Annotated in this window: 18 protein-coding genes, 2 tRNA genes and 1 pseudogene; 9 read left to right on the top strand and 12 right to left on the bottom strand. The window is 71.0% G+C overall.

Features of this window, described 5'->3' with window-relative positions; genetic code table 11:
- Nucleotides 1-719 (top strand): site-specific integrase (locus ACFHWT_RS25000; RefSeq protein ID WP_416597138.1); only part of this gene is annotated, 719 nt, incomplete at its 5' end.
- On the opposite strand, the gene ACFHWT_RS25005 is transcribed toward ACFHWT_RS25000, so the two are convergent.
- The 3 genes from ACFHWT_RS25005 to ACFHWT_RS25015 all read right to left on the bottom strand — a co-directional run bounded on the left by ACFHWT_RS25005 (nt 685) and on the right by ACFHWT_RS25015 (nt 2,268).
- Nucleotides 685-757, bottom strand: a tRNA-Arg gene (locus tag ACFHWT_RS25005). The genes ACFHWT_RS25000 and ACFHWT_RS25005 overlap by 35 nt on opposite strands.
- A gap of 35 nt (nt 758-792) precedes the next feature.
- A tRNA-Ser gene (locus ACFHWT_RS25010) sits at nt 793-883 on the bottom strand.
- Nucleotides 884-969: 86 nt separating this feature from the next.
- Nucleotides 970-2,268: a multidrug effflux MFS transporter gene (locus ACFHWT_RS25015; protein WP_416597139.1), complete on the bottom strand. Its 1,299-nt coding sequence runs from the start codon at nt 2,266-2,268 to the stop codon at nt 970-972.
- A 585-nt stretch (nt 2,269-2,853) separates the two neighbouring features.
- On the opposite strand from ACFHWT_RS25015, the gene ACFHWT_RS25020 reads away from it, so the two are divergent.
- Entirely contained in the window at nt 2,854-3,525 is a 672-nt protein-coding gene (locus ACFHWT_RS25020) for a S1 family peptidase (RefSeq protein WP_416597140.1), read from the top strand.
- 7 nt (nt 3,526-3,532) lie between these two features.
- Nucleotides 3,533-3,739, top strand: a complete 207-nt coding sequence (locus ACFHWT_RS25025; RefSeq protein WP_416597141.1) for a hypothetical protein — start codon at nt 3,533-3,535, stop codon at nt 3,737-3,739.
- Here the strand turns inward: ACFHWT_RS25025 and ACFHWT_RS25030 are convergent.
- Nucleotides 3,724-4,368, bottom strand: a pseudogene (locus ACFHWT_RS25030) (adenylate/guanylate cyclase domain-containing protein); the annotation flags it as partial. The gene ACFHWT_RS25025 and the pseudogene ACFHWT_RS25030 sit on opposite strands and share 16 nt — an antisense overlap.
- Nucleotides 4,369-4,531: 163 nt before the next feature.
- Here ACFHWT_RS25030 and ACFHWT_RS25035 point away from each other — a divergent pair.
- On the top strand, nt 4,532-7,627 hold the full coding sequence (locus ACFHWT_RS25035; RefSeq protein ID WP_416597142.1) for a helix-turn-helix transcriptional regulator: 3,096 nt from the start codon (nt 4,532-4,534) through the stop codon (nt 7,625-7,627).
- 237 nt (nt 7,628-7,864) lie between these two features.
- Nucleotides 7,865-8,629 carry a DUF5995 family protein gene (locus ACFHWT_RS25040; RefSeq protein WP_416597144.1) on the top strand — a complete coding sequence of 255 codons (765 nt, stop codon included), beginning with the start codon at nt 7,865-7,867 and terminating at the stop codon, nt 8,627-8,629.
- A gap of 76 nt (nt 8,630-8,705) precedes the next feature.
- On the opposite strand, the gene ACFHWT_RS25045 is transcribed toward ACFHWT_RS25040, so the two are convergent.
- Nucleotides 8,706-9,131: a winged helix-turn-helix transcriptional regulator gene (locus ACFHWT_RS25045; protein ID WP_416597145.1), complete on the bottom strand. Its 426-nt coding sequence runs from the start codon at nt 9,129-9,131 to the stop codon at nt 8,706-8,708.
- 135 nt (nt 9,132-9,266) lie between these two features.
- On the opposite strand from ACFHWT_RS25045, the gene ACFHWT_RS25050 reads away from it, so the two are divergent.
- Complete coding sequence (locus tag ACFHWT_RS25050; RefSeq protein ID WP_416597146.1) at nt 9,267-10,145, top strand: SDR family oxidoreductase; 879 nt, start codon at nt 9,267-9,269, stop codon at nt 10,143-10,145.
- Here the strand turns inward: ACFHWT_RS25050 and ACFHWT_RS25055 are convergent.
- Genes ACFHWT_RS25055 through ACFHWT_RS25065 form a run of 3 tightly spaced genes read right to left on the bottom strand, consistent with a single transcriptional unit; the run spans nt 10,134 to nt 12,652 of the window.
- Entirely contained in the window at nt 10,134-11,000 is an 867-nt protein-coding gene (locus ACFHWT_RS25055; RefSeq protein WP_416597147.1) for a DNA adenine methylase, read from the bottom strand. The two genes, ACFHWT_RS25050 and ACFHWT_RS25055, sit on opposite strands and share 12 nt — an antisense overlap.
- On the bottom strand, nt 10,948-11,430 hold the full coding sequence (locus tag ACFHWT_RS25060; RefSeq protein ID WP_416597148.1) for an NUDIX domain-containing protein: 483 nt from the start codon (nt 11,428-11,430) through the stop codon (nt 10,948-10,950). The genes ACFHWT_RS25055 and ACFHWT_RS25060 overlap by 53 nt, the downstream gene beginning before the upstream one ends.
- A 4-nt stretch (nt 11,431-11,434) precedes the next feature.
- Nucleotides 11,435-12,652, bottom strand: coding sequence for a nucleotide disphospho-sugar-binding domain-containing protein (locus ACFHWT_RS25065; RefSeq protein ID WP_416597149.1), 1,218 nt, complete (start codon nt 12,650-12,652; stop codon nt 11,435-11,437).
- Between the two features lie 82 nt (nt 12,653-12,734).
- Here ACFHWT_RS25065 and ACFHWT_RS25070 point away from each other — a divergent pair, with 82 nt between their 5' ends.
- Nucleotides 12,735-13,691: a 50S ribosomal protein L11 methyltransferase gene (locus ACFHWT_RS25070; RefSeq protein ID WP_416597150.1), complete on the top strand. Its 957-nt coding sequence runs from the start codon at nt 12,735-12,737 to the stop codon at nt 13,689-13,691.
- Here the strand turns inward: ACFHWT_RS25070 and ACFHWT_RS25075 are convergent.
- The 3 genes from ACFHWT_RS25075 to ACFHWT_RS25085 all read right to left on the bottom strand — a co-directional run bounded on the left by ACFHWT_RS25075 (nt 13,673) and on the right by ACFHWT_RS25085 (nt 16,426).
- A complete protein-coding gene (locus ACFHWT_RS25075) occupies nt 13,673-14,845 on the bottom strand; it encodes a 4-hydroxybenzoate 3-monooxygenase (RefSeq protein WP_416597151.1) in 1,173 nt (390 codons plus the stop codon). The genes ACFHWT_RS25070 and ACFHWT_RS25075 overlap by 19 nt on opposite strands.
- Nucleotides 14,845-15,885 carry a hypothetical protein gene (locus ACFHWT_RS25080; RefSeq protein ID WP_416597152.1) on the bottom strand — a complete coding sequence of 347 codons (1,041 nt, stop codon included), beginning with the start codon at nt 15,883-15,885 and terminating at the stop codon, nt 14,845-14,847. Before ACFHWT_RS25080 ends, ACFHWT_RS25075 begins: the two co-directional genes overlap by 1 nt.
- A 280-nt stretch (nt 15,886-16,165) precedes the next feature.
- Nucleotides 16,166-16,426 (bottom strand): hypothetical protein, encoded by a 261-nt coding sequence (locus ACFHWT_RS25085; protein ID WP_278172181.1) that lies wholly within the window; start codon nt 16,424-16,426, stop codon nt 16,166-16,168.
- Between the two features lie 332 nt (nt 16,427-16,758).
- On the opposite strand from ACFHWT_RS25085, the gene ACFHWT_RS25090 reads away from it, so the two are divergent.
- Both ACFHWT_RS25090 and ACFHWT_RS25095 read left to right on the top strand, forming a co-directional pair.
- Nucleotides 16,759-16,998 (top strand): DUF397 domain-containing protein, encoded by a 240-nt coding sequence (locus ACFHWT_RS25090; protein WP_416597153.1) that lies wholly within the window; start codon nt 16,759-16,761, stop codon nt 16,996-16,998.
- 248 nt (nt 16,999-17,246) lie between these two features.
- Nucleotides 17,247-18,074 (top strand): helix-turn-helix domain-containing protein, encoded by an 828-nt coding sequence (locus tag ACFHWT_RS25095; RefSeq protein WP_416597178.1) that lies wholly within the window; start codon nt 17,247-17,249, stop codon nt 18,072-18,074.
- A 128-nt stretch (nt 18,075-18,202) separates the two neighbouring features.
- Here the strand turns inward: ACFHWT_RS25095 and ACFHWT_RS25100 are convergent, their stop codons facing one another.
- Nucleotides 18,203-20,170 carry a PhoX family protein gene (locus ACFHWT_RS25100; protein ID WP_416597154.1) on the bottom strand — a complete coding sequence of 656 codons (1,968 nt, stop codon included), beginning with the start codon at nt 20,168-20,170 and terminating at the stop codon, nt 18,203-18,205.
- Nucleotides 20,171-20,411: the final 241 nt, after the last annotated feature.

Consider the following 20,411-nt stretch of genomic DNA (forward strand, 5'->3'; position numbering starts at 1 on the left):
TCGTCGAGGGCGACCCGAAGACCGCGGCGGGGCGGCGGGCGGTCGCCCTGGACAAACGCACTGTCCAGGTTCTGCGCGCGCACCGCCGCCGTCAACTCGACCAGAGCAGCGGGGCCACCGCCGACGGCACGCCCTGGACCGACACTGGGTACGTGTTTACCCGCCCCGACGGGCTGCCGATCAACCCGAACTACGCCACCACCCGGTTCCGCAAACTCGTCCACCGGGTCGGGCTGCCGCCGGTACGGCTGCACGACCTGCGTCATGGTGCGGCGTCCCTGGCGCACCAGGCCGGCGCCGACCTGAAGACCCTGCAGGATCTGCTCGGGCATTCCAGCGTCGTGGTCACCGCCGACACCTACACCAGCGTCCTACCCGAGGTGCAGCGGCGCTGCGCCGACGCCACCGCCAACCTCGTCCTGAACGCGGCCCGCCGCACCCGCAGGAAGATCAGGAACAAGGCCCGGAACAACCGGCCCACCCGCCGGCCGAAACCAGGTGCCCCGACCCCCACCGCCCCGGTCGCAGCGGCGAAACCGCAGGTCAACAGGCCGAGAGGCTCGGGGAAGTCGCCGGCGAGCGTGGCACCCACGTCGCACCCACGTGACACCCACCATCCACACAGGCCGGACAGCAAAAAGGGCCTGACTGCCGTTTCGGCAGGTCAGACCCCTTTTGATCTTGCGCGCCCGAAGGGACTCGAACCCCTAACCTTCTGATCCGTAGTCAGATGCTCTATCCGTTGAGCTACGGGCGCAGGTGCCTGGCAAGCATACACGCCTCGCCGAAGCGCGGAGACTCCGGGATTCGAACCCGGGAGGGGCTTTAAGACCCCAACCGCATTAGCAGTGCGGCGCCATAGACCAGACTAGGCGAAGTCTCCCCGGCAGCCGATCCAGGCCACCGCCGGTCGAGGATACAGGGCACGCCACGCCCGGGGCAAAGCACCTCCCAGGGCCGCAGCCGACGTCAGTGTGCCGCGACCGGTGCCGGCGTCGTCCGGTCGGGTACCGGCAGGCGGCCGGGCCGTACGACGACCAGGAGCACGATCAGCGCGGCCAGGACACCTCCCGTGATCACCGTGGCCATCGCGATGCTGCCGGTGCCGAGCAGCCCGACGACCGGCGCGGCGAGTGCGCCGACACCGAACTGCACCGCCCCGAGCATCGCGGACGCGGTTCCGGCAGCTTCCCCGTGGCCGGCCAGGGCCAGCGCGGGAGCGTTCGGCAGCGCGAACCCGGCTGCGGCGAGGACGGCCCACAGCGGGATCAGGACGCCGGGTAGCCCGCCGACGTTTGTGGCCGCGAAGCCGAGCAGGACCAGCCCGCACACCAGCCCGGCGATCAGTGAGGTCCGCAGGATCTGCTGCGGCGAGTAGCGGCGGAGCAGCCGTACGTTGAGTTGGGTGGCGGTGATCATGCCGACCGCCCCTGCCCCGAACGCGATACCGAACTGCTGCTCGTCGAGCCCGTACTGGTCCTGCAGGACGAACGACGAGCCCGCGACGTACGCGAACAGCGACGCCATCGAGAACCCGGCGACGAGCACCAGGCCGACGAAGATCCGGTCCCGGAACAGGCTTCCATACACCCGGAGGGTGTCCAGCACCCGGGCCGGACGGCGGCGGTGCGGGGGCAGCGTCTCGGGCAGCCCGAGGGCGGTCACCGCGATCAGGGCGAGCCCCAGCACCGCGAGCGCGGCGAACACCCCTCGCCACTGCGTCCAGCTGAGCAGCGCGCTGCCGAGGGTCGGCGCGAGGACCGGCGCGACGCCCATGACCAGCAGCAGTCGGGACAGTACGCGGGCGAAGGCGATCCCGCTGAACATGTCCCGGACGACGGCCATCGCGATCACCGCCGCAGCGGCGGCTCCGAAGCCCTGGACGATCCGCAGCGTGCCGAGCACGCCGATGTTCGGCGCCACGGCGCACAGCACCGAGGCGAGCACGTGCAGAGCGGTGCCGACCAGCAGCGGTCGGCGTCGACCCCACACGTCCGACAGCGGCCCGATGATCAACTGGCCGATGGCCAGCCCGGCGAGTGTGCCGGTCAGCGTCAACTGGACGCCGGCCGCCGTGGTCTGCAGGTCGTCGCTGATCGCCGGTAGTGCCGGCAGGTACATGTCGATGGTCAACGGGCCGACCGCGATGAGCGTGCCGAGCACCAGGATCAGCCGGATCCGCTGCCATGTGCTGAGCAACTCACCGGGAGTCGGCTCCACGACGGTGACTGGTGCGGACCCGCCGGGCCGTTGGGCGAGCGCTGTCATGGTTCCTCTTCCGCGTGGGCGCGTCGTCTGCGCGCGGTAGGGCGCGGGTCGTCGCGACCCGTCTGGTACGCCAGAGCTGCCGCTGTGCAGGCGGGCAGCCAATCTCACAAGCTAGCCGTCGGGTCTGCCATTCCCGTTACGGCGAACGGTGTGGCGCGTCACAGCAGCGCGAACAGTGCGCTCGTCGGCCCGGATGTGGCCAACCGCACGGGCGCCGGGCCGACGCCGACGGAGCCCGAGACGGGAGCCGGCCCACCCGGGCCCACCGAGGGAGCACCAGGCCACCCGGATCCACCTGATCACCGTATATACTGTGACCGACGACAATGCATATTGCGTACGTCATACCTTCGTACGGCAGGTCGCTTCCGTGGGACGCCATCAGAAATAATCGGCCCGGAGTCTTGTCGTGGAAACCGCCGAAGCCTAATCTCTGGCATCACCGATGCGCGACTCGCGTCGCCGGTGCGGCGCCTGCCTGGCGTCGCCGGACAGCAGGTGCCCACCGACGGAACCCCGTCGTGGGGCGCCGGCCCGACCGGCCCGGAATCACCCGGGGCAACCCCTTCGGTTAAGGAGCCAGCCTTGCGTATCCGACTCACACTGGCCATCGCCGCGACCGCACTGGTCGGCGCGTTCGTGGCCCCGTCCGCCGCGGCTGCGGCACCGCAACAGATCATCGGCGGCGGCACGGTTTCCTCGGCACCGTGGGCGGCCGCCGTTTTCCAGAACGGCTCGTTCGCCTGTTCCGGCTCGATCATCGCCTCACGGTGGGTGCTGACCGCGCGGCACTGTCTCGGCAGGTCGATGTCGGTGCGGGTGGGTAGCGTCTACCGCTCCTCGAGCGGCGCGACGAGGACGGTCAGCGCCACGTACGGCCGGTACGACCTCGGCCTGCTCTACCTGAGTTCGGCGGTCTCCACCAGCTACGTCACGTTGGCGTCCAGCAACCCACCGGTCGGCTCGACGAACACCATCTACGGCTGGGGCCGGACCTGCAGCAACTGTGACGCCTCGGCGCAGCTGAAGGTCGCCTCGGTGCGGACCACGACCAACGGCGCGTCCGACGCGTACGGCGGCCCGGCGATCCGCAGCACCGGGGTGAACGGCGTGGCCTGGCGGGGCGACTCCGGCGGTCCGCAGTTCTACAACGGGCAGCAGGTGGGTGTCTGCTCGACCGGCAACGGGTCGACGTACCAGAACTACGCCTCGGTGGCGTCCAGCCGGAGCTGGATTCGCTCGGTGACCGGAGTCTGAGTCTGCGATGACCGGGGCGGCCGACACCGGCCGCTCGGTACGCGGGGTGCCGGTCGGCGCCCCGCGTACCGCCAGATCCGCCGGTTCGGCAGCCGCTGCCCGCAGCGGCCGCCGAACCGGCGCCGGCCGCCACACCTGTACCGGCTCGCTGCGGCCGGTGATCGACATCGGTGGTTGCTGGTGGAACCTGAGTCTCGTGCCGGCGGCGCGGTAGGTTTCCGCGGTCACGGCGACATCACCCGGGGCGGCATGCGCCTGCAGCCGCGCGGCTACGTTGATCACGTCGCCGGTGAGGAATCCGACTCCACCGTCGACCGCACCGGCGGTGTCGACAACCGCCGTTCCGGTGGCCACCCCGACCCGGATCCGTACCCGCGCGCTGTCGGCGAAGTCGGTACGGCGTACCGCGTCGGCGAGCTCGAGAGCGGCTCGCACCGCCGGGTACGCGCCACCGTCGCCATCGCCGCCACCGTCGTGATCATCGTTGTTCCCGGCGATGCCGAAGACCGCCATCACCGCATCCCCGATGTACTTCTCCACCACGCCGCCCCACCGTCGAATCACCGTCCGTACCGCGTGGAAGTAGCGCAGCTGCACGTCGCGGACCTCCTCTGGGGTGAGCCGACTGGACAGGGCGGTGAAGCCGACCATGTCAACGAAGAGCACGCTGACCGTGCGGCGGCGGGTCCGAGCGGCCGGAACGGACCAGCCAGATGGTGGTTTCCGTCGCGCTCCGCAGTTGTCACAGTAACGGTGGGTCGACCTCGCGGCTGTACGGCAGATCGGGCCGGCCGTGTGGGTCGGGCCGGTGGGGCGGCGGTAGTTGCGGCGGAGCGTCCTCATGATCGCCTCCTGCGCGGTGGTGGTGCTTCAGTCCGCTCCCGGGTGGACCTGATCCGGTCCGTGTGGACCGACGTACGGGACGGATGGCTGAAACGGTCGCAGCCCAGCGCAGCCCTAGGATCTGTAGAACGACGTATGTCAGATACTCCCACCCTTTATGTCGGTGATCGGATTGACACAGTCACGCGATGGCAGGTCGCTGGCCCCCAGCTCCGACGAGGTTCCCTTCGTCGGGCGGCAGGCTCAGCTGCAGGTGTTGCACGAGTCGCTACGTAGGGTCGAGCGGGGGAACACGGCCGCGGTCTTCGTCATGGGCGAGAGCGGCATCGGTAAGTCGCGGCTGCTGAGCGCGGCCAGCGACCGGCTACGTACTGCCGGTGCGCTGGTGTTGTCCGGGGCATGTCTAGACATTGGGGACTCGTCACCTCTGCACCCACTTCGGCAGGCTCTGCGGCGCTATCAGCCGGCGGCCGGCCGGGCCGGCATCCTGTCCGGCGCCGCCGCCCACGAGTTGATCTCGGTGCTGGACGGCGAGGCCCGGCATCCCGATGGAGCCGGTGACCTGCTGGAACGGCTCACCCGTGGACTCGGAGCGGTCGCCGCCGGTCGGACCCTGGTGCTGGTCATGGACGATCTGCAGTGGGCCGACCTGACCACCCGGCATCTGCTGCTCTACCTCCTCGCCGGGCTGGGTGACGTCCGGCTGCTGCTGCTCGGCGCCGCGCGGACCGAGACGCTGCGGGGCGACGACCCGATCCGCCGCATGCTGTTGGAGCTACGCCGGTCCCGGTCGCGTTCCGGCGCGGTCCACGTGCTGGAGCTGGAGCCCTTGGACCGGGCGGAGACCGCGCAACTCGTCGCGGAGCTGCTCGGTGGCGACCCGGAGCCCGACCTGGCCGAGTCGGTGTGGCGGCGCAGCGGCGGGGTGCCGTTTCTCGCCGAGGAGCTGGCCCGGGACGCCCGCGACGGCCGGGTCGGCTTGTCGGAGACCCTGCGCGAGATCACCCTGGCCCACGTCGACGCCCTGCCGGCCGATGCCCAGCTCGTGTCGCACGCGGTCGCCGCCGGCGTCGAGCCGGTCGCCCACGACCTGCTGGCGCGGGTCGCCCAGCTCGGCGAGGACCGGCTGCTGCAGGCGGTACGCGAGGCGGTCGGCCAACGGGTGCTGCTGTCCGAGCCGGACGGGTACCGGTTCCGCTACCCGCTGATCCGCGAGGTCCTGGAGCCGCGGCTGTTGCCGGGGGAGCGGGTCCGGTGGCACCGGCGGTACGCCGAGGCGCTCGCCGCCGGCCCCACCGGTGACCTGCAGCATGCCCGGTTGGCGTACCACTGGCGGGAGGCGGGTGAGACCACCCGGGCGTTGCCGGCCGTGGTCGCCGCCGCCGAGGAAGCGGAGCGACTGTACGGCTTCGCCGAGGCGTTCGAGCACTGGGCCAGCGCGGTCGACCTGGCCAACCAGGTCCCGCCGGCCTGGCTGGTCGAGTTCGACGCGACCATGCTGGGCCGACGCGCGGCTGAGGCGGCGCACCGTAGCGGCGAGCACGAGCGCGCGTTGGCCCTGCTGGAGCAGCTGGCCACCAACCTGTTCGGTCCGCCGCCGTCCTGGCTGTACACGCTGCGGGCGCGGTACCTGACGGCGGTCGGTCAGCTGGCCGAGGCGGAGCGCGAGTACGACCGGACGCTGGCTGCGACCGACGCCACCGCAGGCGAGCGGGTCGCCGCCGCCGCGCACTCCGCCGATCTACTGCTGCAACTCTGCCGGTACGCCGACGCCGGCCGGCGGGCACAGGAGGCACTTGACCTGGCTGCCGGGGTGCCCGACTGTGCCTCGGCGATGGTGCTGGCCGGGGTGACCCTCGGCTACAGCCAGGCGTACCTCAACGACCCGGCGGCGGGCAAGGAAGCGGTCCGGCAGGCGCGGCGTACCGCCGAGCTGTCCGGCGGTCCGGCGGACGTCGCCGTCGCCGACCTGCAGCTCGCCGAGCTGCTCAGTGGACACCTCAACGAGTTGGAGGAGGGTGTCGCGGTCGCCCGCCACGGTGCGGAGCGGGCCGAGCGGGTCGGGCTGGCCCGTACCTACGGCACCCGGTTGCTCTCCGCCGCCGCCAACGGGCTGTTCCGGCTCGGCCGGTGGAGTGCGGCCGAGGAGGTGATCACGGCTGCGCTGCGGCATCGGCCGTCCGGGGCCGACGCGGTCGAGCTGCTGCTGGCCCGTTGCCGGATTCATGTGGGTTTCGGGCACCTCGACGGTGCGGAGTCCGACCTGGAGGCGATCGAGACCCTGCTGGCCGCTGGCGGTGGGATGCGGCACATGCTGCCGTTGCTGACGTTGCGCGCCGGGCTGGCCATGTGGCGTGGCCGGCATACCGAGGCGCGGGAGGCGGTACAGCAGGGCATCGATCTGGCCGAGCGGCACTCGGGTGACGTCTGGTTGCAGGCGCCGCTGGTCTGGCACGGGCTGCGCGCCGAGGCGGAGGCCCGGTCCAGCGGGACACCGGTCGACCCGCAGGCGGTGCAGCGCCTGGTCAAGGTGGTCGGTCGGATGGAGCGCAGCAGCAACACGGAGACCGCGGCACCGGTACGCGATGCGGTGATCGGATACCGGGAGCTCTGTGCCGCGGAGATCAGCCGGATCGACGGCCGGTCGGACCCGGTGCTCTGGTCGCGGGCCGCCGATGTCTGGGAACGGCGATGCCATCCGTACCCGGCGGCGTACGCCCGGTTGCGCCAGGCCGAGGCGCTGTACGCGATCCGTACCCGAAACGCGGACGCGACCCGGGCGCTGCAGGCGGCGTACCGGACCGCCCGGCGGCTCGGTGCCCGTCCGTTCACTGAGGAGATCCAGGCCCTGGCCTCCCGTGCCCGGGTGGTGTTAAGCACGGGTGAGCCGGAGCCGATGCCCGAGGTCGACAGCCAGGAGCCGGTCACCCTGCGGGCCGGTCTGACCAGCCCGCCGACGGTCGGCGAGCGGGTGGCCCGGGCGTTGGTCAACGACCGGGCGAAGCGGACCTCGATGGTCGAGCGGGCTGGCCAGGTGCTCGCGCCGGGCGGTCCGGACGAGCTTGCGGTGCTCACCGACCGGGAGCGTCAGGTGCTCGAGTTGGTCGCGGAGGGACGGACCAACCGGGCGACGGCCGAGGTGCTGTTCATCAGCGAGCGCACAGTCGGTGTGCACGTGTCGAACATTCTCAACAAGCTGCAGGTCAGGACGCGGGTGGAGGCGACCCGGGTGTTCATGCGCAACCAGCCGCGTGCCTGATACCCGACTGTAAACCTGCCAGTCCGGTGCGTAGCGGCCGCCGACCGGTCGGTCCACCCCGGCCGGTTGACGTCTCCGCCGGAAAACCGCACACCAGGGCGGCGGGATCGGCCAGTGAGACACCCGTCGTTGCGCCGATACCTGCGGGTTGGCAGCGGCTGCCACTGTAGGGGCCGACCGTTTTCGGTGACGACCGCCCGCCCGGGGCGAGGGAGCACTGCAGACTGGAGGTGTCCGATGCCAGAACTCCGCTGGGGTCACGTGCACGACCAGATCATCGAGGTCCTCAATCACCGACCGACCGACGTCGCCGGCGTGGTCGAGGACCTGGCGGCGCTGCAGAAGCTGCTCGAGGCAGCCACGCCGAACGACAGCGACAATCCGGTGGCCGACTTCAACCATCTCTACTGGGTCATCACCAGCACCATCGACGAGCGGCTGCAGGCCGGTGAGTTCGCCGACCCTGCCTTCCTCACCCTGCTGGACATCGAGTTCGCGGAGCGGTACTTCGCGGCGCTGCGCTGCTGGGGCAACCGGGACGACACCCCGGCGGCCTGGGAGGTGCTGTTCAGCCGGCTGCGCGACGAGAGCGTACGGTCGTTGCCGTCGGCCGCCGCCGGGGTGAACGCGCACATCAACTACGATCTACCGTTCGCCCTGATGAGCACTTGGGCCAAGCTCGGGTCGGGCCCGGACAACGACGAGCAGCACCGCGACTACCTCTACATCAACGAGATCTTCTTCGACCGGATCCCGCAACTGCGGCGCAGCTACCTGAGCAGCTGGCAGATCTGCATCGACCGGCTCAACGGGCAGGTCGACGACTGGTACCAGAACCGGTTGGTGGAGTTCACCCGGGACATCGCCTGGCGGGACGCGGCCCGGATGTGGCCGATGCGGGACGATCCGACGAGGCTGGAGAGTGAGCGGTTGCGGATGGACCGGCACACCGCCTTCCTGGGCTGGGCGTTGCTCTCGCCGGTGGGCAGCCTGCTGCAGTGACGCCCCGGCCGGGCTGCTGCCGGTGGTACCCGGCCGGCCCGCTGCCGGTGGTATCCGCTGTGGGCGGGCACTGTGGTCAGGCGGTCCGGTCGAAGCTGTCCCGGGCGGCGAGCACCGTCGGCATCTCGCGTTCGACCAGCTCGATCAGGTCGACCAGCTTGCCGGCGACGGCGCGGCCGAGTGGGGTGAGGCTGTATTCGACGCGGGGCGGGATGGTGGCCTGAACGTCCCGCACGACCATCCCTTCGCGTTCCAACGCTTGCAGGGTCTGAGCCAGCATCTTCTCGCTGATGCCGTCGACCCGGCGGCGCAGCGCGTTGAACCGGTAGTTGCCGGCGAACAGCGCAGCCAACGCCAGCGTGCCCCATTTGCCTGTTATGTGGTCTAGGGTGGCTCGTGACGGGCAACCGCGGGCGAAGACGTCGGTCACCAGGGCGGCTGTCGGGTCGTCGGTCGGCGGGCAGGGGTCGCTGTGCGGCGCGGGCGCGGACCGGCTGGCCATGTTCCCAGGGTATCTCCCAGTGTTGTGTCGGATGGACCACAGCACTTTCCGATTCGCTTGCGCTTTCGAAAGGTTAGTGCAGGCTGGTGGGTGAGGGCGATCGTGGGGCCGCCCCGCAGGGACGTAGGAGCTGACATGATCACTGTCACCGGTGCCGCCGGCCAACTGGGCCGGTTGGTCGTCGACGAGTTGCTGGACAGCGGACTGCCACCGGCGCAGATTGTCGCCGTCGTACGGAACCCGGAAAAGGCCGGCGACCTCGCCGCGCGCGGCGTACAGGTCCGGCACGGGGACTACGACCAGCCGCAGACCCTCGGGCCGGCCCTGGCCGGGGCCCGCAAGCTGCTGCTGATTAGCGGCAGTGAGGTCGGCCGGCGGATCGACCAGCACCGCAACGTGGTGGCGGCGGCGACGTCGGCCGGAGTCGACCTGATCGCGTACACCAGCATCCTCAAGGCGGACACCAGCAGCGTCCCGTTGGCCGCCGAACACCTCGCCACCGAACAGATGATCCGGGACAGCGGCCTGCCGTTCGTGCTGCTGCGCAACGGCTGGTACCTGGAGAACTACACCGGATCGGTGCTGCCGCAGGCGCTCGCCACCGGCAGCGTGCTGGGTGCCGCCGGTTCGGGTCGGGTCGCCGCCGCGACCCGGGCCGACTTCGCCGCCGCCGCCGTCGCGGTGCTGACCGCGCCAGCACCCACCGACGCCACCGGCACCGTGTACGAGCTCGGCGGCGACGGTCCCTTCACCCTGGCCGAGCTGGCCGCCGAGATCAGCCGGCACAGCGGGCGGGAGATCGCCTACCAGGATCTTCCAGCCGACGTGTACACCAAGGCGCTGACCGACGCAGGGGTGCCGGAGGCGTTCGCCGGCATGCTGGCCGCATCCGACGTCGGTATCTCCCGGGGCGACCTGACCACCGACAGCGGTGACCTCGCCCGACTGATCGGCCGGCCCACCACGTCGCTCGGCGACGCTGTCCGGGCCGCCCTCGTCGGCCTACCCGGTTGATCGGGCGACTGGTAGCTCGTAGTTCGTTACGAGCAGATCCCAGCTGCCCCGCTTCGCCGACTGCAGGTTGATGTCCCGGCGGGTCGCCATCCGCGCGATCAGGAAATCCGCGCCGAACAGCTCCCGCACGAACGGCGTGTCGCTGTTGGTCAGGGTCAGCCGGACGCCACGCCGGCTGGCCCGTACCATCGCGTCCCGCAGCCGCACGTGATCGGCCGGCCCGAACTGTGTCGAGGTGTACCGCCGGAAGTCCGCCCAGCCGCCGAGCGGCACGTACGGCGGGTCCAGGTAGACCCAGTCGCCGGCGGTGGCCTCGTCGAGCTGCTCGGCGAAGTCGGCCACCCGCAGCTCGGCACCGGCCAGCGCGTGCGCGGCGGTCAGCAGCACCCGCCGGTTGTAGTACGGCCGGTCGTAGGCGCCGTACGGTGCGTTGAACTCGCCCCGCCGGTTGACCCGCCACAGCCCACGGAACGCCGTCTTGTTCAGGTAGATCACCCGGACCGCGCGTTCCAGATCGGAACAGTCCGTCGGCGACCGGCGACGTACCGCCGCGAAGTGCTCGGGCGTGTTCGGTTGCTCGTCCAGCAGCCGCATCACCGCTTCGGGGTCGCGGGCGACCTCCCGGAAGCAGACGATCAGCTCCGGGTTTGCGTCACTGAGCACCGCCCGCTGCGGCGCCAGCTCGAAGAAGACCGCTCCGCTGCCGAGGAACGGCTCCCGGTAGCTGCCGGTGAACGGCGGCGCGGCGGCCACGAGGTTGGCGGCGTACCGGGTCTTCCCGCCCGCCCATTTGAGGAACGACCTACCCTCCGCCCTGGTGGTGGAGCGCGCGGACCTGGCGCCGGCCCGGATCATGGGGCGGATCATACGGGGCGGTGACCCGCCAGGCGTAGTGCGGCGAGGCGAGGAACTCGGCGAGCAGGCTCGCCGAGCCGGGAGCGAACGGCCGGCCGTCGCTGATCTGGTCCGGCCGGAGGAACTCCATCGCGGCACCCTCGCCGAGTCGGACGTCGCACTGCCGGGCGCGGGTGGAGCCGAAGTAGTAGTGCGCCGTACGCTGTGGGTTCAGCTGCCGGCGGCAGAACAACCGCAGCCCGTGCTCGGGCCGCAGCCCGGTCTCCTCGGCGAGTTCGCGTAGCGCCGCCTGCTCCGGTGTCTCCCCGGGTTCGCAGTGCCCACCCGGCACGCACCAGGCATGCGGATGGCTCGGCGCGTTGCCGTCCCGTAGCTGCAGCAGGATGGAACCCGCCGGATCGACCAGTAGCACCGCGGCGACGTCACCCATCCGTCTAGTGTGCGGCCGACCCGCCGGCGGCGGGAGTCAGCGCGGGAAGCTCGTCGGCGTAGCGGCCGATTCCACCCGGACGTACGAGTCGGGCGGCGATCTCGGCCGGCGCCGGCAGCCTCGACATCAGCTCGGCGGCGTACGCCACCCCACCGGCCGGGCCGTCCTCGGCCAGCAGTTCGGCGAGCAGCTGCGGGGTCACCTCCTCGGGCGCGCAGCCCAGGCCGAGCCGGTGCCGTCGGACCAGGTCGGCGTTGCCGAACTGGTCGGCGCCGTGCGGCAGGACCAGCTGCCGCACCCCGGAGCAGATCGCGCCCATCATCGTCCCGGAGCCGCCGTGGTGCACCACGGCGGAGCAGCCGGCCAGCACCTGGTGCAGCGGCAGCCAACCGGCGGGCCGGACGTTGCCCGGCAGCGGCCCGAGGGCGGCCACGTCGGCGTCGGCGCCGAGAGCCAGCACGAAGTCCGCGTCGGTCTGCCCGGCGGCGTCGATGGTGCGGCGCAGACCGGTCAACCCGGCCAGCGCCGGCACCACGGTGCCGAGGGTGATCAGCACCCGGGGGCGCGCAGTGGGCAGGCGCAGCCAGTCCGGCAGTGCACCGCCGGCGTTGTACGGTACGTACCGCATCGACCATCCTTCACCGTCGCCGGTCATCAGCTCGGCCGGTGCCAGGTGCAGGACCACCCGGTCGGGCAGTTCCAGCGGTACGCCGTTGCGCTCGTACGCCGCCGCCAGGTACGGCAGGAACCGGGCCGCCAGCGCCTCCTCGCGGAACAGGTTGAACCCGTGCTCGACGGCGGGCACCCGCAGCGCGCGGGCGGCCAGCAGACCGGCCGGATGCAGCCGGGAGTGCACCACCAGGTCCGGCCGCCACCAGCGGGCCAGCGTCAGCGTCCCGTCCGCCATCAGGTCGGAGACCCGCCCGAAGGTCTCCAGCAGCAACGGGTCGGTACGGCTGCCGGCGGCGGCGATCCGCCGGCCCCGCTCGCGCATCCGGGCGGCCAGTTCGGCGGTGGTGCCGGTGCCGGTGCCGAATACGGCGGCGATCGGGGCACCGGGGGCGACGTCCACCGCCGGCAGGCCGGCCTGGGCCGCGCCGACCAGTCCTTCGGCGGCGGTGCCGACCAGTACGTCGTGGCCGGCGGCCCGCAACGCCCAGGCCAGCGGCACGGTGGGGAAGAGATGCCCGACTCCGGGCGGACTGGTGAACAGGACGCGCACCGAGGAACCTTCCGGTTGACACTTGAGTCGACAATGGATAATTTATCGTGATTGATCCGGTTTCGCGAGAGGGAGTTCATCGATGGCTGGGCCGACGGACATCCCGTTCACGCCGGAGCTGCACCTGCGACTGCTACTGAGCATCGACCGCGGGCACAACGTGCAGCGCGCGGTCCGCAGCGCGGTGCGGCCCGGTGACCGGGTGCTCGACGCCGGCACCGGCAGCGGGCTGCTGGCGCTGGTCGCCGCCGACGCGGGCGCCGCCGAGGTGGTCGCGGTGGACCGGCACCATGTCGGCATGGCCGAGCGGATCGCCCGGCACAACGGGGTCGCCGACCGGATCGCCTTCGTCGAGTCCGACCTCGCCGATCTCGACCCGGAGGATCTCGGTGGCCGGTTCGACGTGCTGCTCGGCATGATCCACACCAACAACCCGTTGCTGGATGAGGAGCGGTCCCGGCTGGTCGTCGAGCTGCGTCGCCGGTTCGGCACGGCCGACTGCCGGGTGCTGCCCGGCGAGGTGCGCTACCTGGCCACCGGCTGCGACCGGCTGGACTGGGACCTGCCGACCGAGTTGGCCGACCTGGCCCAGGCCACCGAGACGTTGCAGGGCGCGTACGGCTGGGACTTCCAGCCGCTGGTGGACGCGGTCCGTGACGGGGTCGCGATGCGTGCCGCCCGGCCGACCAAGGGGGTCACCCCGGCCTGGCGGTCGCCGACCCGGTCCGGCGCGCTGCGCTTCCCACGAAGCGACGTACGGCTGCTCACCGCCGCCGAGGACTGGGTGACGGTGGACTACCAGGCGTCGTCGTTCGACGGGTTCCCCGACCGGGTACGGCTCACCGCGACCACCGCCGGGCGGCTGACCGGGGTGATCTGGACCCAGCAGCTGCGGTACGCCGGAGTGCCGCTGTGGACCAGCGAGTCGTACAGCCCGTTGGCCGGCCCGCGCCACGTCGCCCCGGGGCAGGAGCTGGTCTTCGGCACCGGTGCGACGTGGCGGGCGACGAACGTCCTCAGTCACCACCACCCGACGTAGTCCTCCAGGAACGCCGCCAGGTAGGCCGGTGAGTCGACCAACCGGGTCAGCCGCGCCGCCTGCACCCGGTGCAGGAACGCCGCGTCGGCCGTGCCGTACCCGGGGGTGTTGACCAGGTCCATCATCCAGTGCACGAACTCCTGGGCCCGCCAGATCCGGGCCAGCCGGTGCTGCGAGTAGGCGTCCGACCGGCGGTGGTCGCCGGTGGTGAATCGCTCGATCAGCCCCAGCGCCAGCTCCTGTGCGTCGGCCAGGGCCAGGTTGAAGCCCTTGCCACCGACCGGCGGAACGATGTGCGCGGCGTCGCCGGCGAGGAACAGCGACCCGTACCGCATCGGGTCGCAGACCAGGCTGCGCATCCGGACGGTGCCGGTGTCGGTGACCGGCCCGGTGTGCAGCGTCCACGGCTCGTCCAGGGCCAGCCGGATCCGGACCTCCTTCCAGATCCGCTCGTCCGGCCAGTCCGCCCGGGTCTCGTCCCGCCCGCACTGCAGGTAGAACCGGCTGACCGTCGGCGTCCGGCGGACATGTACGCAGGCCCCGGACTCGTGCAGGGCGTTGATCACGCAGTCACTGGACGGTGGGGCTTCGGCGAGCACCGACAGCCAGGCGTAGTCGTACTGGTAGTCGGCGCAGCGCAGCGCCCCTGCGGGGACCGCCCGCCGGGCGACGCCGTACTCGCCGTCGCAGCCGGCCACCACCTCGCAGCGCAGCTCACGGCCGTCGGCGAGCCGGATGCGGGGCTGCCCGGTCAGGTCGTCGATCGCCTCCGCCGCGGTCTCGAACCGCAGGTCACCGCCGTCGGCGAGGTAGGCGTCGACCAGGTCGCGGACCAGGAACTGCTGCGGGTAGATGTAGTGACTGCGGCCGTCGGCCAGCGGCTCGTAGCGGACCGGGTAGCGCCGGCCGCCGAGCCGGAACTCCACCGCGTCTTCGACCGCGCCGGTCCGCAGCAGGTTGCCGGCCAGGTCGTGCCGGCGGAGCAGGTCGACCACCCGGTGCTCCACGGTGGCGCCCCGGGCGCGGTTGGCGACGTACTCGCGGTCCCGGCGCTCCAGCACCACGCAGTCCACCCCGGCCCGGCGCAGCAGCACCGCCAGCAGCATCCCGGCCGGTCCGGCGCCGATCACGCCGACCTGGGTACGCTCGTCCATCACTGGTCACCGCCGGCCGGCGTCCCGCTCTCGGGCGCACCGGGTGCCCCGCCCCCGTCGGTCCGGTCCCGGTGGCTGCCGTGCAGCGCGAACAGCCGGGCCCGCATCATCTGCCGTACCACCTGCACCCCCGGAGACGTGCTGCGCCCCGCCGATCGGGCGGCCATCCGCAGGCTGGGCAGCACGTCGCCGCCGAACCGGGCGCAGATCAGTTGGTGCGCCTCGTACGCCTCGACGGTCGCTTCGACGAACTCGTCGAAGGCGCTACCCAATCGGGCCGGGCCGATCTTGGATCGCATCGCGCGGACCTCGGTGAACAGCGCCATGAGGTGGGCGTGGTCGCGGGTCTGCAGTCCGCTGAAGCCGGCCCGCACCGCGGGTGGTGCCATCGCCGGACGGATCAGTCGCTCGTAGTCGACCGGTGAGAAGTCCGAGGTGAACCGGAAGGCCGCCGCCGAGCTGCGCATGAACGCCGTGGCGACCCGCAGCGCGGCCCGCGCCTCGGCCTCGTCGCCGTCGGCGCTGGCACCGAGGAAGCAGTTCAGCCCGGTGATCGCCCCCTGCATCAGGGTGAAAAAGAACTGGTGACCGATCAGCCATCGGTCGGCGGCGGCGTCGGAGTCAACCGGGTCCGTCCCGTCCGACTGCGGGTGGCGCGGCGGGTGTTGGACGGGCCGGTCGAGAACGCCGATCGGCTGGTTGTCGATGTCGTGGCCCGCGTACCGGTACAGGCTTTCCAGCCCGAGCCACAGCTGGGCGACATAGCCGTCGCTGAGCTGCGAAAGCCCATTTTCGTCGACGTTCTCCCGAACTGCCAGATGCGCTATTGCCAAGGCGTGGAGAAACGCTGATTCCGGCGTGTGACGCGTACGGCGGATCTGGAAGTAGCGGTCATGTTCCTGGTAGTCGACTTCCTGGTAGTCGACGGAGGCCGGGTCGGCCCGGCCGCCCGACGTCGCGCTGTCGAGCGGCTCCGGGGCCGAGGTGTGGGGGCCGTCGGCGATCGCCGCGCGGAGTCGGTGCCGGTTGGCTGGCAGCAACTCCGGATAGGGTAGGCACAGTGCGCCATCAGACACAGGGCAGCCCTTCTGGTGGCTTCCGGGCATGGGTACGGTGTCGCAATACCGTGCCGACGGAGTGGCTTATTCACCGCGCCGTCGGTGATCCACAATGCTCGCAAATTCTCGCGGCTGCCCTGATGGCTGTCAATCCCTGTATAGTTTTTCGCCTACTGAGTGGTGACTTTGTGCACGTCAGCGGCGCGATATTGAGTCGGGCGACCGGGGGAGCGGTCGGTGCCCTCCGGTCGACGGACGACCGTCAACGGGGTACCCGGTCCAGCATCGGGTCGGTCTCGGCCCGAGGCAGCACGTACGGCGCGGTGATGGTGTCCACTCCGGTGCCACGCGAGCCGGTGGGGCGGTAGGTGACGGTCGCCGCGCCGGCTGAGGCGGTCTCGATGATCCCGGCGCACCAGGTGCCGCCGCGGTAGACCCAGACCGGGTCGGACGGCTGGTAGCGATCGGTCGGGTAGACGTCCCGGGGATCGCGTTGGTTGGGGTTGAGGATGGGAGCCGGCATGCTCATCGCCCTCCTGTCTCGCTGCGCGCGGTGTGTCTCGTGGCTGCTGCCGTCGGATGACGCCGGAGGCAGCTGACCGGCCCGCAGAGCGGTGACTCTGCGTACATCATTGTCTACGTCGCCTCCGGCACTATCGGGGCTAATGTCATCGAATGTCCGATTATTCATCACGATGGGTAAACCGCCGGATACAAGTTCACGTGCGCTATCATGCTCGCAATACCTTGCAGGCGCAAGAGCAGATGCACGTGCATTTGACCCTTCCGCGACGAGGCGCGGCCGACCCTGGAGTCCTACGTCTGTTGCGACAATGTCCGATTTGGATTGTATGTATGCATAAGCCGGATAGTGACGTTCCAAGTACCGACCTGCCGACCCTCACCTGGCGCAAGAGTGGCCGCAGCAACCCCAGCGGGAACTGCGTCGAGCTTGCCCGGCTGCCCGGTGGCAGCGGGATCGCTCTGCGTAACTCCCGCTACCCGGACGGTCCGGCGCTGATCTACACCCGTGCCGAGATCGAGGCGTTCATCCTCGGCGCCCGGGACGGTGACTTCGACGACCTGATTCGCTAGCATCGATCCTGCCGGGAGGCCTGCGCCGTGGGCCGTCCGGACTCTGCCGGTGACGACCGTCAACACCGCATTGGCGGTGTCCACTGGTCGGACCGGTACCGACGGGGCCTTAGGGATCACCCTCAGGTCATGGCATGCTTACTCGCCAAGAGTGGCTGCCATACGACGTGACGGTGTCCGGAGGTCGGTGGGTGACGATGACGGCCCAGCCAGATGGCGGATCGGCGACCGGGCCGACCGTGCTGCGGATGCTGCTCGGCGCGCAGTTGCGGCGGCTCCGGGAAAGCCAGGGAGTGAGCCGGGAGGCGGCCGGCTGGCACATCCGCGCCTCCGAATCGAAGATCAGCCGGATGGAGCTCGGCCGGGTCGGCTTCAAGGAACGCGACGTCACCGACCTGCTCACCCTCTACGGGGTGACCGACTCGCGGGAACGCACAGCGCTGCTCGGGCTCGCCCGGCAGGCGAACACGCCCGGCTGGTGGCACCGGTACGGCGACGTCCTGCCCAGTTGGTTCCAGTCCTACCTGGGGCTGGAGGCGGCCGCGAAGATGATCCGCAGCTACGAGGTGCAGTTCGTACCCGGCCTGCTGCAGACCCGCGACTACGCCCGTGCGGTGGTCCTGCTCGGACATGGTCGGGCCCCGGCCGACGAAGTGGAACGCCGGGTCGAGCTGCGGATGGAGCGTCAGGAACTGCTCCATCGGCCGCAGCCACCGAACCTGTGGGCGGTTATCGACGAGGCGGTGCTGCGCCGGCCGATCGGCGGCCCCGCCGTGATGCGCGACCAGATCAACGCCCTGATCGAGGCGACCAAGCTACCGAACGTACGGCTGCAGGTCGTGCCGTTCGACGCCGGCGGACACGCCGCCGCCGGCGGAGCCTTCACCATCCTGCGCTTCGCCGACCAGGATCTGCCCGACATCATCTACATCGAGCAGCTGACCAGCGCGATCTACCTGGACAAGCGGGAGGACGTCGACCACTACGCCGCCGCGATGGAGCGGCTCTGCGTCGAGGCCGACCCGCCCGCCCGTACCCAGGACCTGCTCCACCAGATCCTGCGCGACCTGGACTGAGCCGGCCGACCCGGTCGAGGAAGATCCTGGCACGACGACGGGAGCCGCGACCGGTCGGCGAGATCGGCCGCGGCTCCCGGAGCCCGTACGTCGGGCTCGGATGATGAGCAGGGGTGGACAGCGGGCGGTCAGCTGCCGATGACGCCGCCGTCGGTCTTGCGGATGACCACGGTCGCCGACCGGGGCCGGCCGGCCGGATCGAAGTCGGGCCAGTTGCTCACCGCTCGCGGGTCCTCCGGCGTCGGGCTGCCCCAGTACGTCGTGGACTCGCCCGGATGCTGCACGTTGATGAACATGGTCCGCTGGTCCGGGGTGGTGACCACCCCGGTGATCTCCGCGCCGCGCGGGCCGACCAGGAACCGCCGGATCTCCCCGGTACGCGGGGCGGCGGCCAGCATCGCGTTGTTGCCGATGTTGTCGTGGCCCCGGTCCGCCCGGTTCTGCGTCGAGTTCGACACGTCGGTCTGGATCCACAGCCGTCCGTCGCCGTCGAACCAGATTCCGTCCGGCGAGCCGAAGATGTTCGTCTCGTCGAGCTGCACCTGCGGGTCGTACGCCGGGTCACCGGCCAGCATGAACACGTCCCACTCGAAGCTGGTCGCGGTGTTGTCGCGGCCGCGTTCGCGCCAGCGGACGATGTGCCCGTACGGGTTCGGGGTACGCGGGTTGACCCCACCGGGCCAGCCGGTGCCGTTGGTCAGGGTCAGGTAGACGTCGTTGTTCTTCGGGTTGACCGCCACCCACTCCGGGCGGTCCAGCGGGGTGGCGCCGACCGCGTCGGCCGCCTCCCGGGTACGCAACAGCACGTCGGCCTGGTCCTGCCAGCCGTTCGCCCTGGTCAGCGGGCCCTTGCCGTGCTTGAGTGGCAGCCAGACGCCCTTGCCGTCGTCGTCGAACCGGGCGACGTAGAGCGTGCCGTGGTCCAGCGGGCTGCGGCCCAGCGCCCGGTGCATCCGCCACGGACCGTCACCGACGAACTTGTAGAGGTAGTCACCGTCCTGGTCGTCGCCGCTGTAGACGACGACCCGACCGCGCGACTCCCAGAAGGTGGCGCCTTCGTGCTTGAACCGGCCGAGGGCGGTCCGCTTCACCGGGGTGGAGCGGGGGTTCATCGGGTCGATCTCGACCAGCCACCCGAAGCGGTTCAGCTCGTTCGGGTTGCGGGCCACGTCGAAGCGCGGGTCGGCCAAATGCCAGCGGTAGCCGAACCCGGCGGCGTTGACCCCGTACCGGGCCTGCTCCGGCGTCGGCGACCACTGCGGGTCCTCGGTGCCGAAGTACCCATTCCAGTTTTCCTCGCAGGCCACGTAGGTGCCCCACGGGGTGGCCCCGTGCGAGCAGTTGTTCAACGTACCCGTTGGGGGGTTGTTCGAGCGCAGCGCCGGGTGCCGGCCGGACACCGGGCCGGAGAAGGCGACCGGGGTGGTGCCGGTGACCCGACGGTTGAACCGCGAGTCGACGTTGCGCCACCTGCCCCGCGACAGTTCCACCTCCACGACGCTGACCCCGTGACCGGCGAGCGCCTTGTCGACCTTCTCCCGGGTCATCTCCGCGTCGCCGTCGGGGTAGAGCAGGGTCCGGTCGACGTACTCGTGATTGAGCACCAGCAGGCCTCGGCGGCTGCCCAGCGGGCCGCGACCGAGCGGGAAGAAGTGCATGCCGTCGTGGTGGCTGCCCACCTGCTCGGCCTGTTCGGCGGCGGTGTTCGTGGCGTCTTTGCGCCAGGCCGGTCCCCGGCTGCGCAGCGGGGTGCCCCACGGGATGAGCACGTCGGCGGTGTAGCCCGGCGGGACGGTGATGGCGTCGTCGGTGTTCGGCAGCACCGGTTCGAAGCCGAGCAGGCCACGCCGGCCGGGCCTGCCCTTGCCGTGGCCGTGCCCGTGGCCGTGACCGCCGGCGCTGGCCGGCGGGTCGGTGCCGAGGGCGCCACCGGCCGCGCCGAGGAAGGCCGCAGCGGCGATCACCGTACCGCCGCGGACGATGTCGCGGCGGCCGGCGCGGGCGGCGAGCACCTCACGGAACGGACGGTTGCCGGAAGGGTTCGAGCTGATGTCGTCCGGGTCGGTGTGGACGTGGCTGTCATGGTCGATTGACATGTCGATCCTCGCTCGGTCGGAAGCGGGCCGCCCGGTCCGGTGCCGTACCGTGCGCGGCGTGCGGACCGGATCTGCCAGCGGCGGTCCGGGCTGGACGTCATCGCTGGCACCGGGACGGTATGCAGCGGACCGGGACCGCCCGCGAACGCGTGTGCGACCTGGCGGCGACGTCGAGATGAACGATCGATGTCCTGAACTGGGGTGTCGCCGAACCGTCCCTTGTCACGAAGGGGTAACGGGA

Source organism: Micromonospora sp. LOL_021, assembly GCF_048060215.1.
Taxonomy (GTDB): domain Bacteria; phylum Actinomycetota; class Actinomycetes; order Mycobacteriales; family Micromonosporaceae; genus Micromonospora_E.

Bases quoted from the DNA above. Each gene is read 5' to 3' on its own strand.
- ACFHWT_RS25045 (WP_416597145.1), bottom strand. From the start codon at position 9,131: ATGGCCAGCCGGTCCGCGCCCGCGCCGCACAGCGACCCCTGCCCGCCG.
- ACFHWT_RS25040 (WP_416597144.1), top strand. From the start codon at position 7,865: ATGCCAGAACTCCGCTGGGGTCACGTGCACGACCAGATCATCGAGGTC.
- ACFHWT_RS25100 (WP_416597154.1), bottom strand. From the start codon at position 20,170: ATGTCAATCGACCATGACAGCCACGTCCACACCGACCCGGACGACATC.
- ACFHWT_RS25090 (WP_416597153.1), top strand. From the start codon at position 16,759: ATGCATAAGCCGGATAGTGACGTTCCAAGTACCGACCTGCCGACCCTC.
- ACFHWT_RS25095 (WP_416597178.1), top strand. From the start codon at position 17,247: ATGCTGCTCGGCGCGCAGTTGCGGCGGCTCCGGGAAAGCCAGGGAGTG.
- ACFHWT_RS25085 (WP_278172181.1), bottom strand. From the start codon at position 16,426: ATGCCGGCTCCCATCCTCAACCCCAACCAACGCGATCCCCGGGACGTC.
- ACFHWT_RS25050 (WP_416597146.1), top strand. From the start codon at position 9,267: ATGATCACTGTCACCGGTGCCGCCGGCCAACTGGGCCGGTTGGTCGTC.
- ACFHWT_RS25060 (WP_416597148.1), bottom strand. From the start codon at position 11,430: ATGGGTGACGTCGCCGCGGTGCTACTGGTCGATCCGGCGGGTTCCATC.
- ACFHWT_RS25025 (WP_416597141.1), top strand. From the start codon at position 3,533: ATGACCGGGGCGGCCGACACCGGCCGCTCGGTACGCGGGGTGCCGGTC.
- ACFHWT_RS25075 (WP_416597151.1), bottom strand. From the start codon at position 14,845: ATGGACGAGCGTACCCAGGTCGGCGTGATCGGCGCCGGACCGGCCGGG.
- ACFHWT_RS25055 (WP_416597147.1), bottom strand. From the start codon at position 11,000: ATGATCCGGGCCGGCGCCAGGTCCGCGCGCTCCACCACCAGGGCGGAG.
- ACFHWT_RS25015 (WP_416597139.1), bottom strand. From the start codon at position 2,268: ATGACAGCGCTCGCCCAACGGCCCGGCGGGTCCGCACCAGTCACCGTC.
- ACFHWT_RS25070 (WP_416597150.1), top strand. From the start codon at position 12,735: ATGGCTGGGCCGACGGACATCCCGTTCACGCCGGAGCTGCACCTGCGA.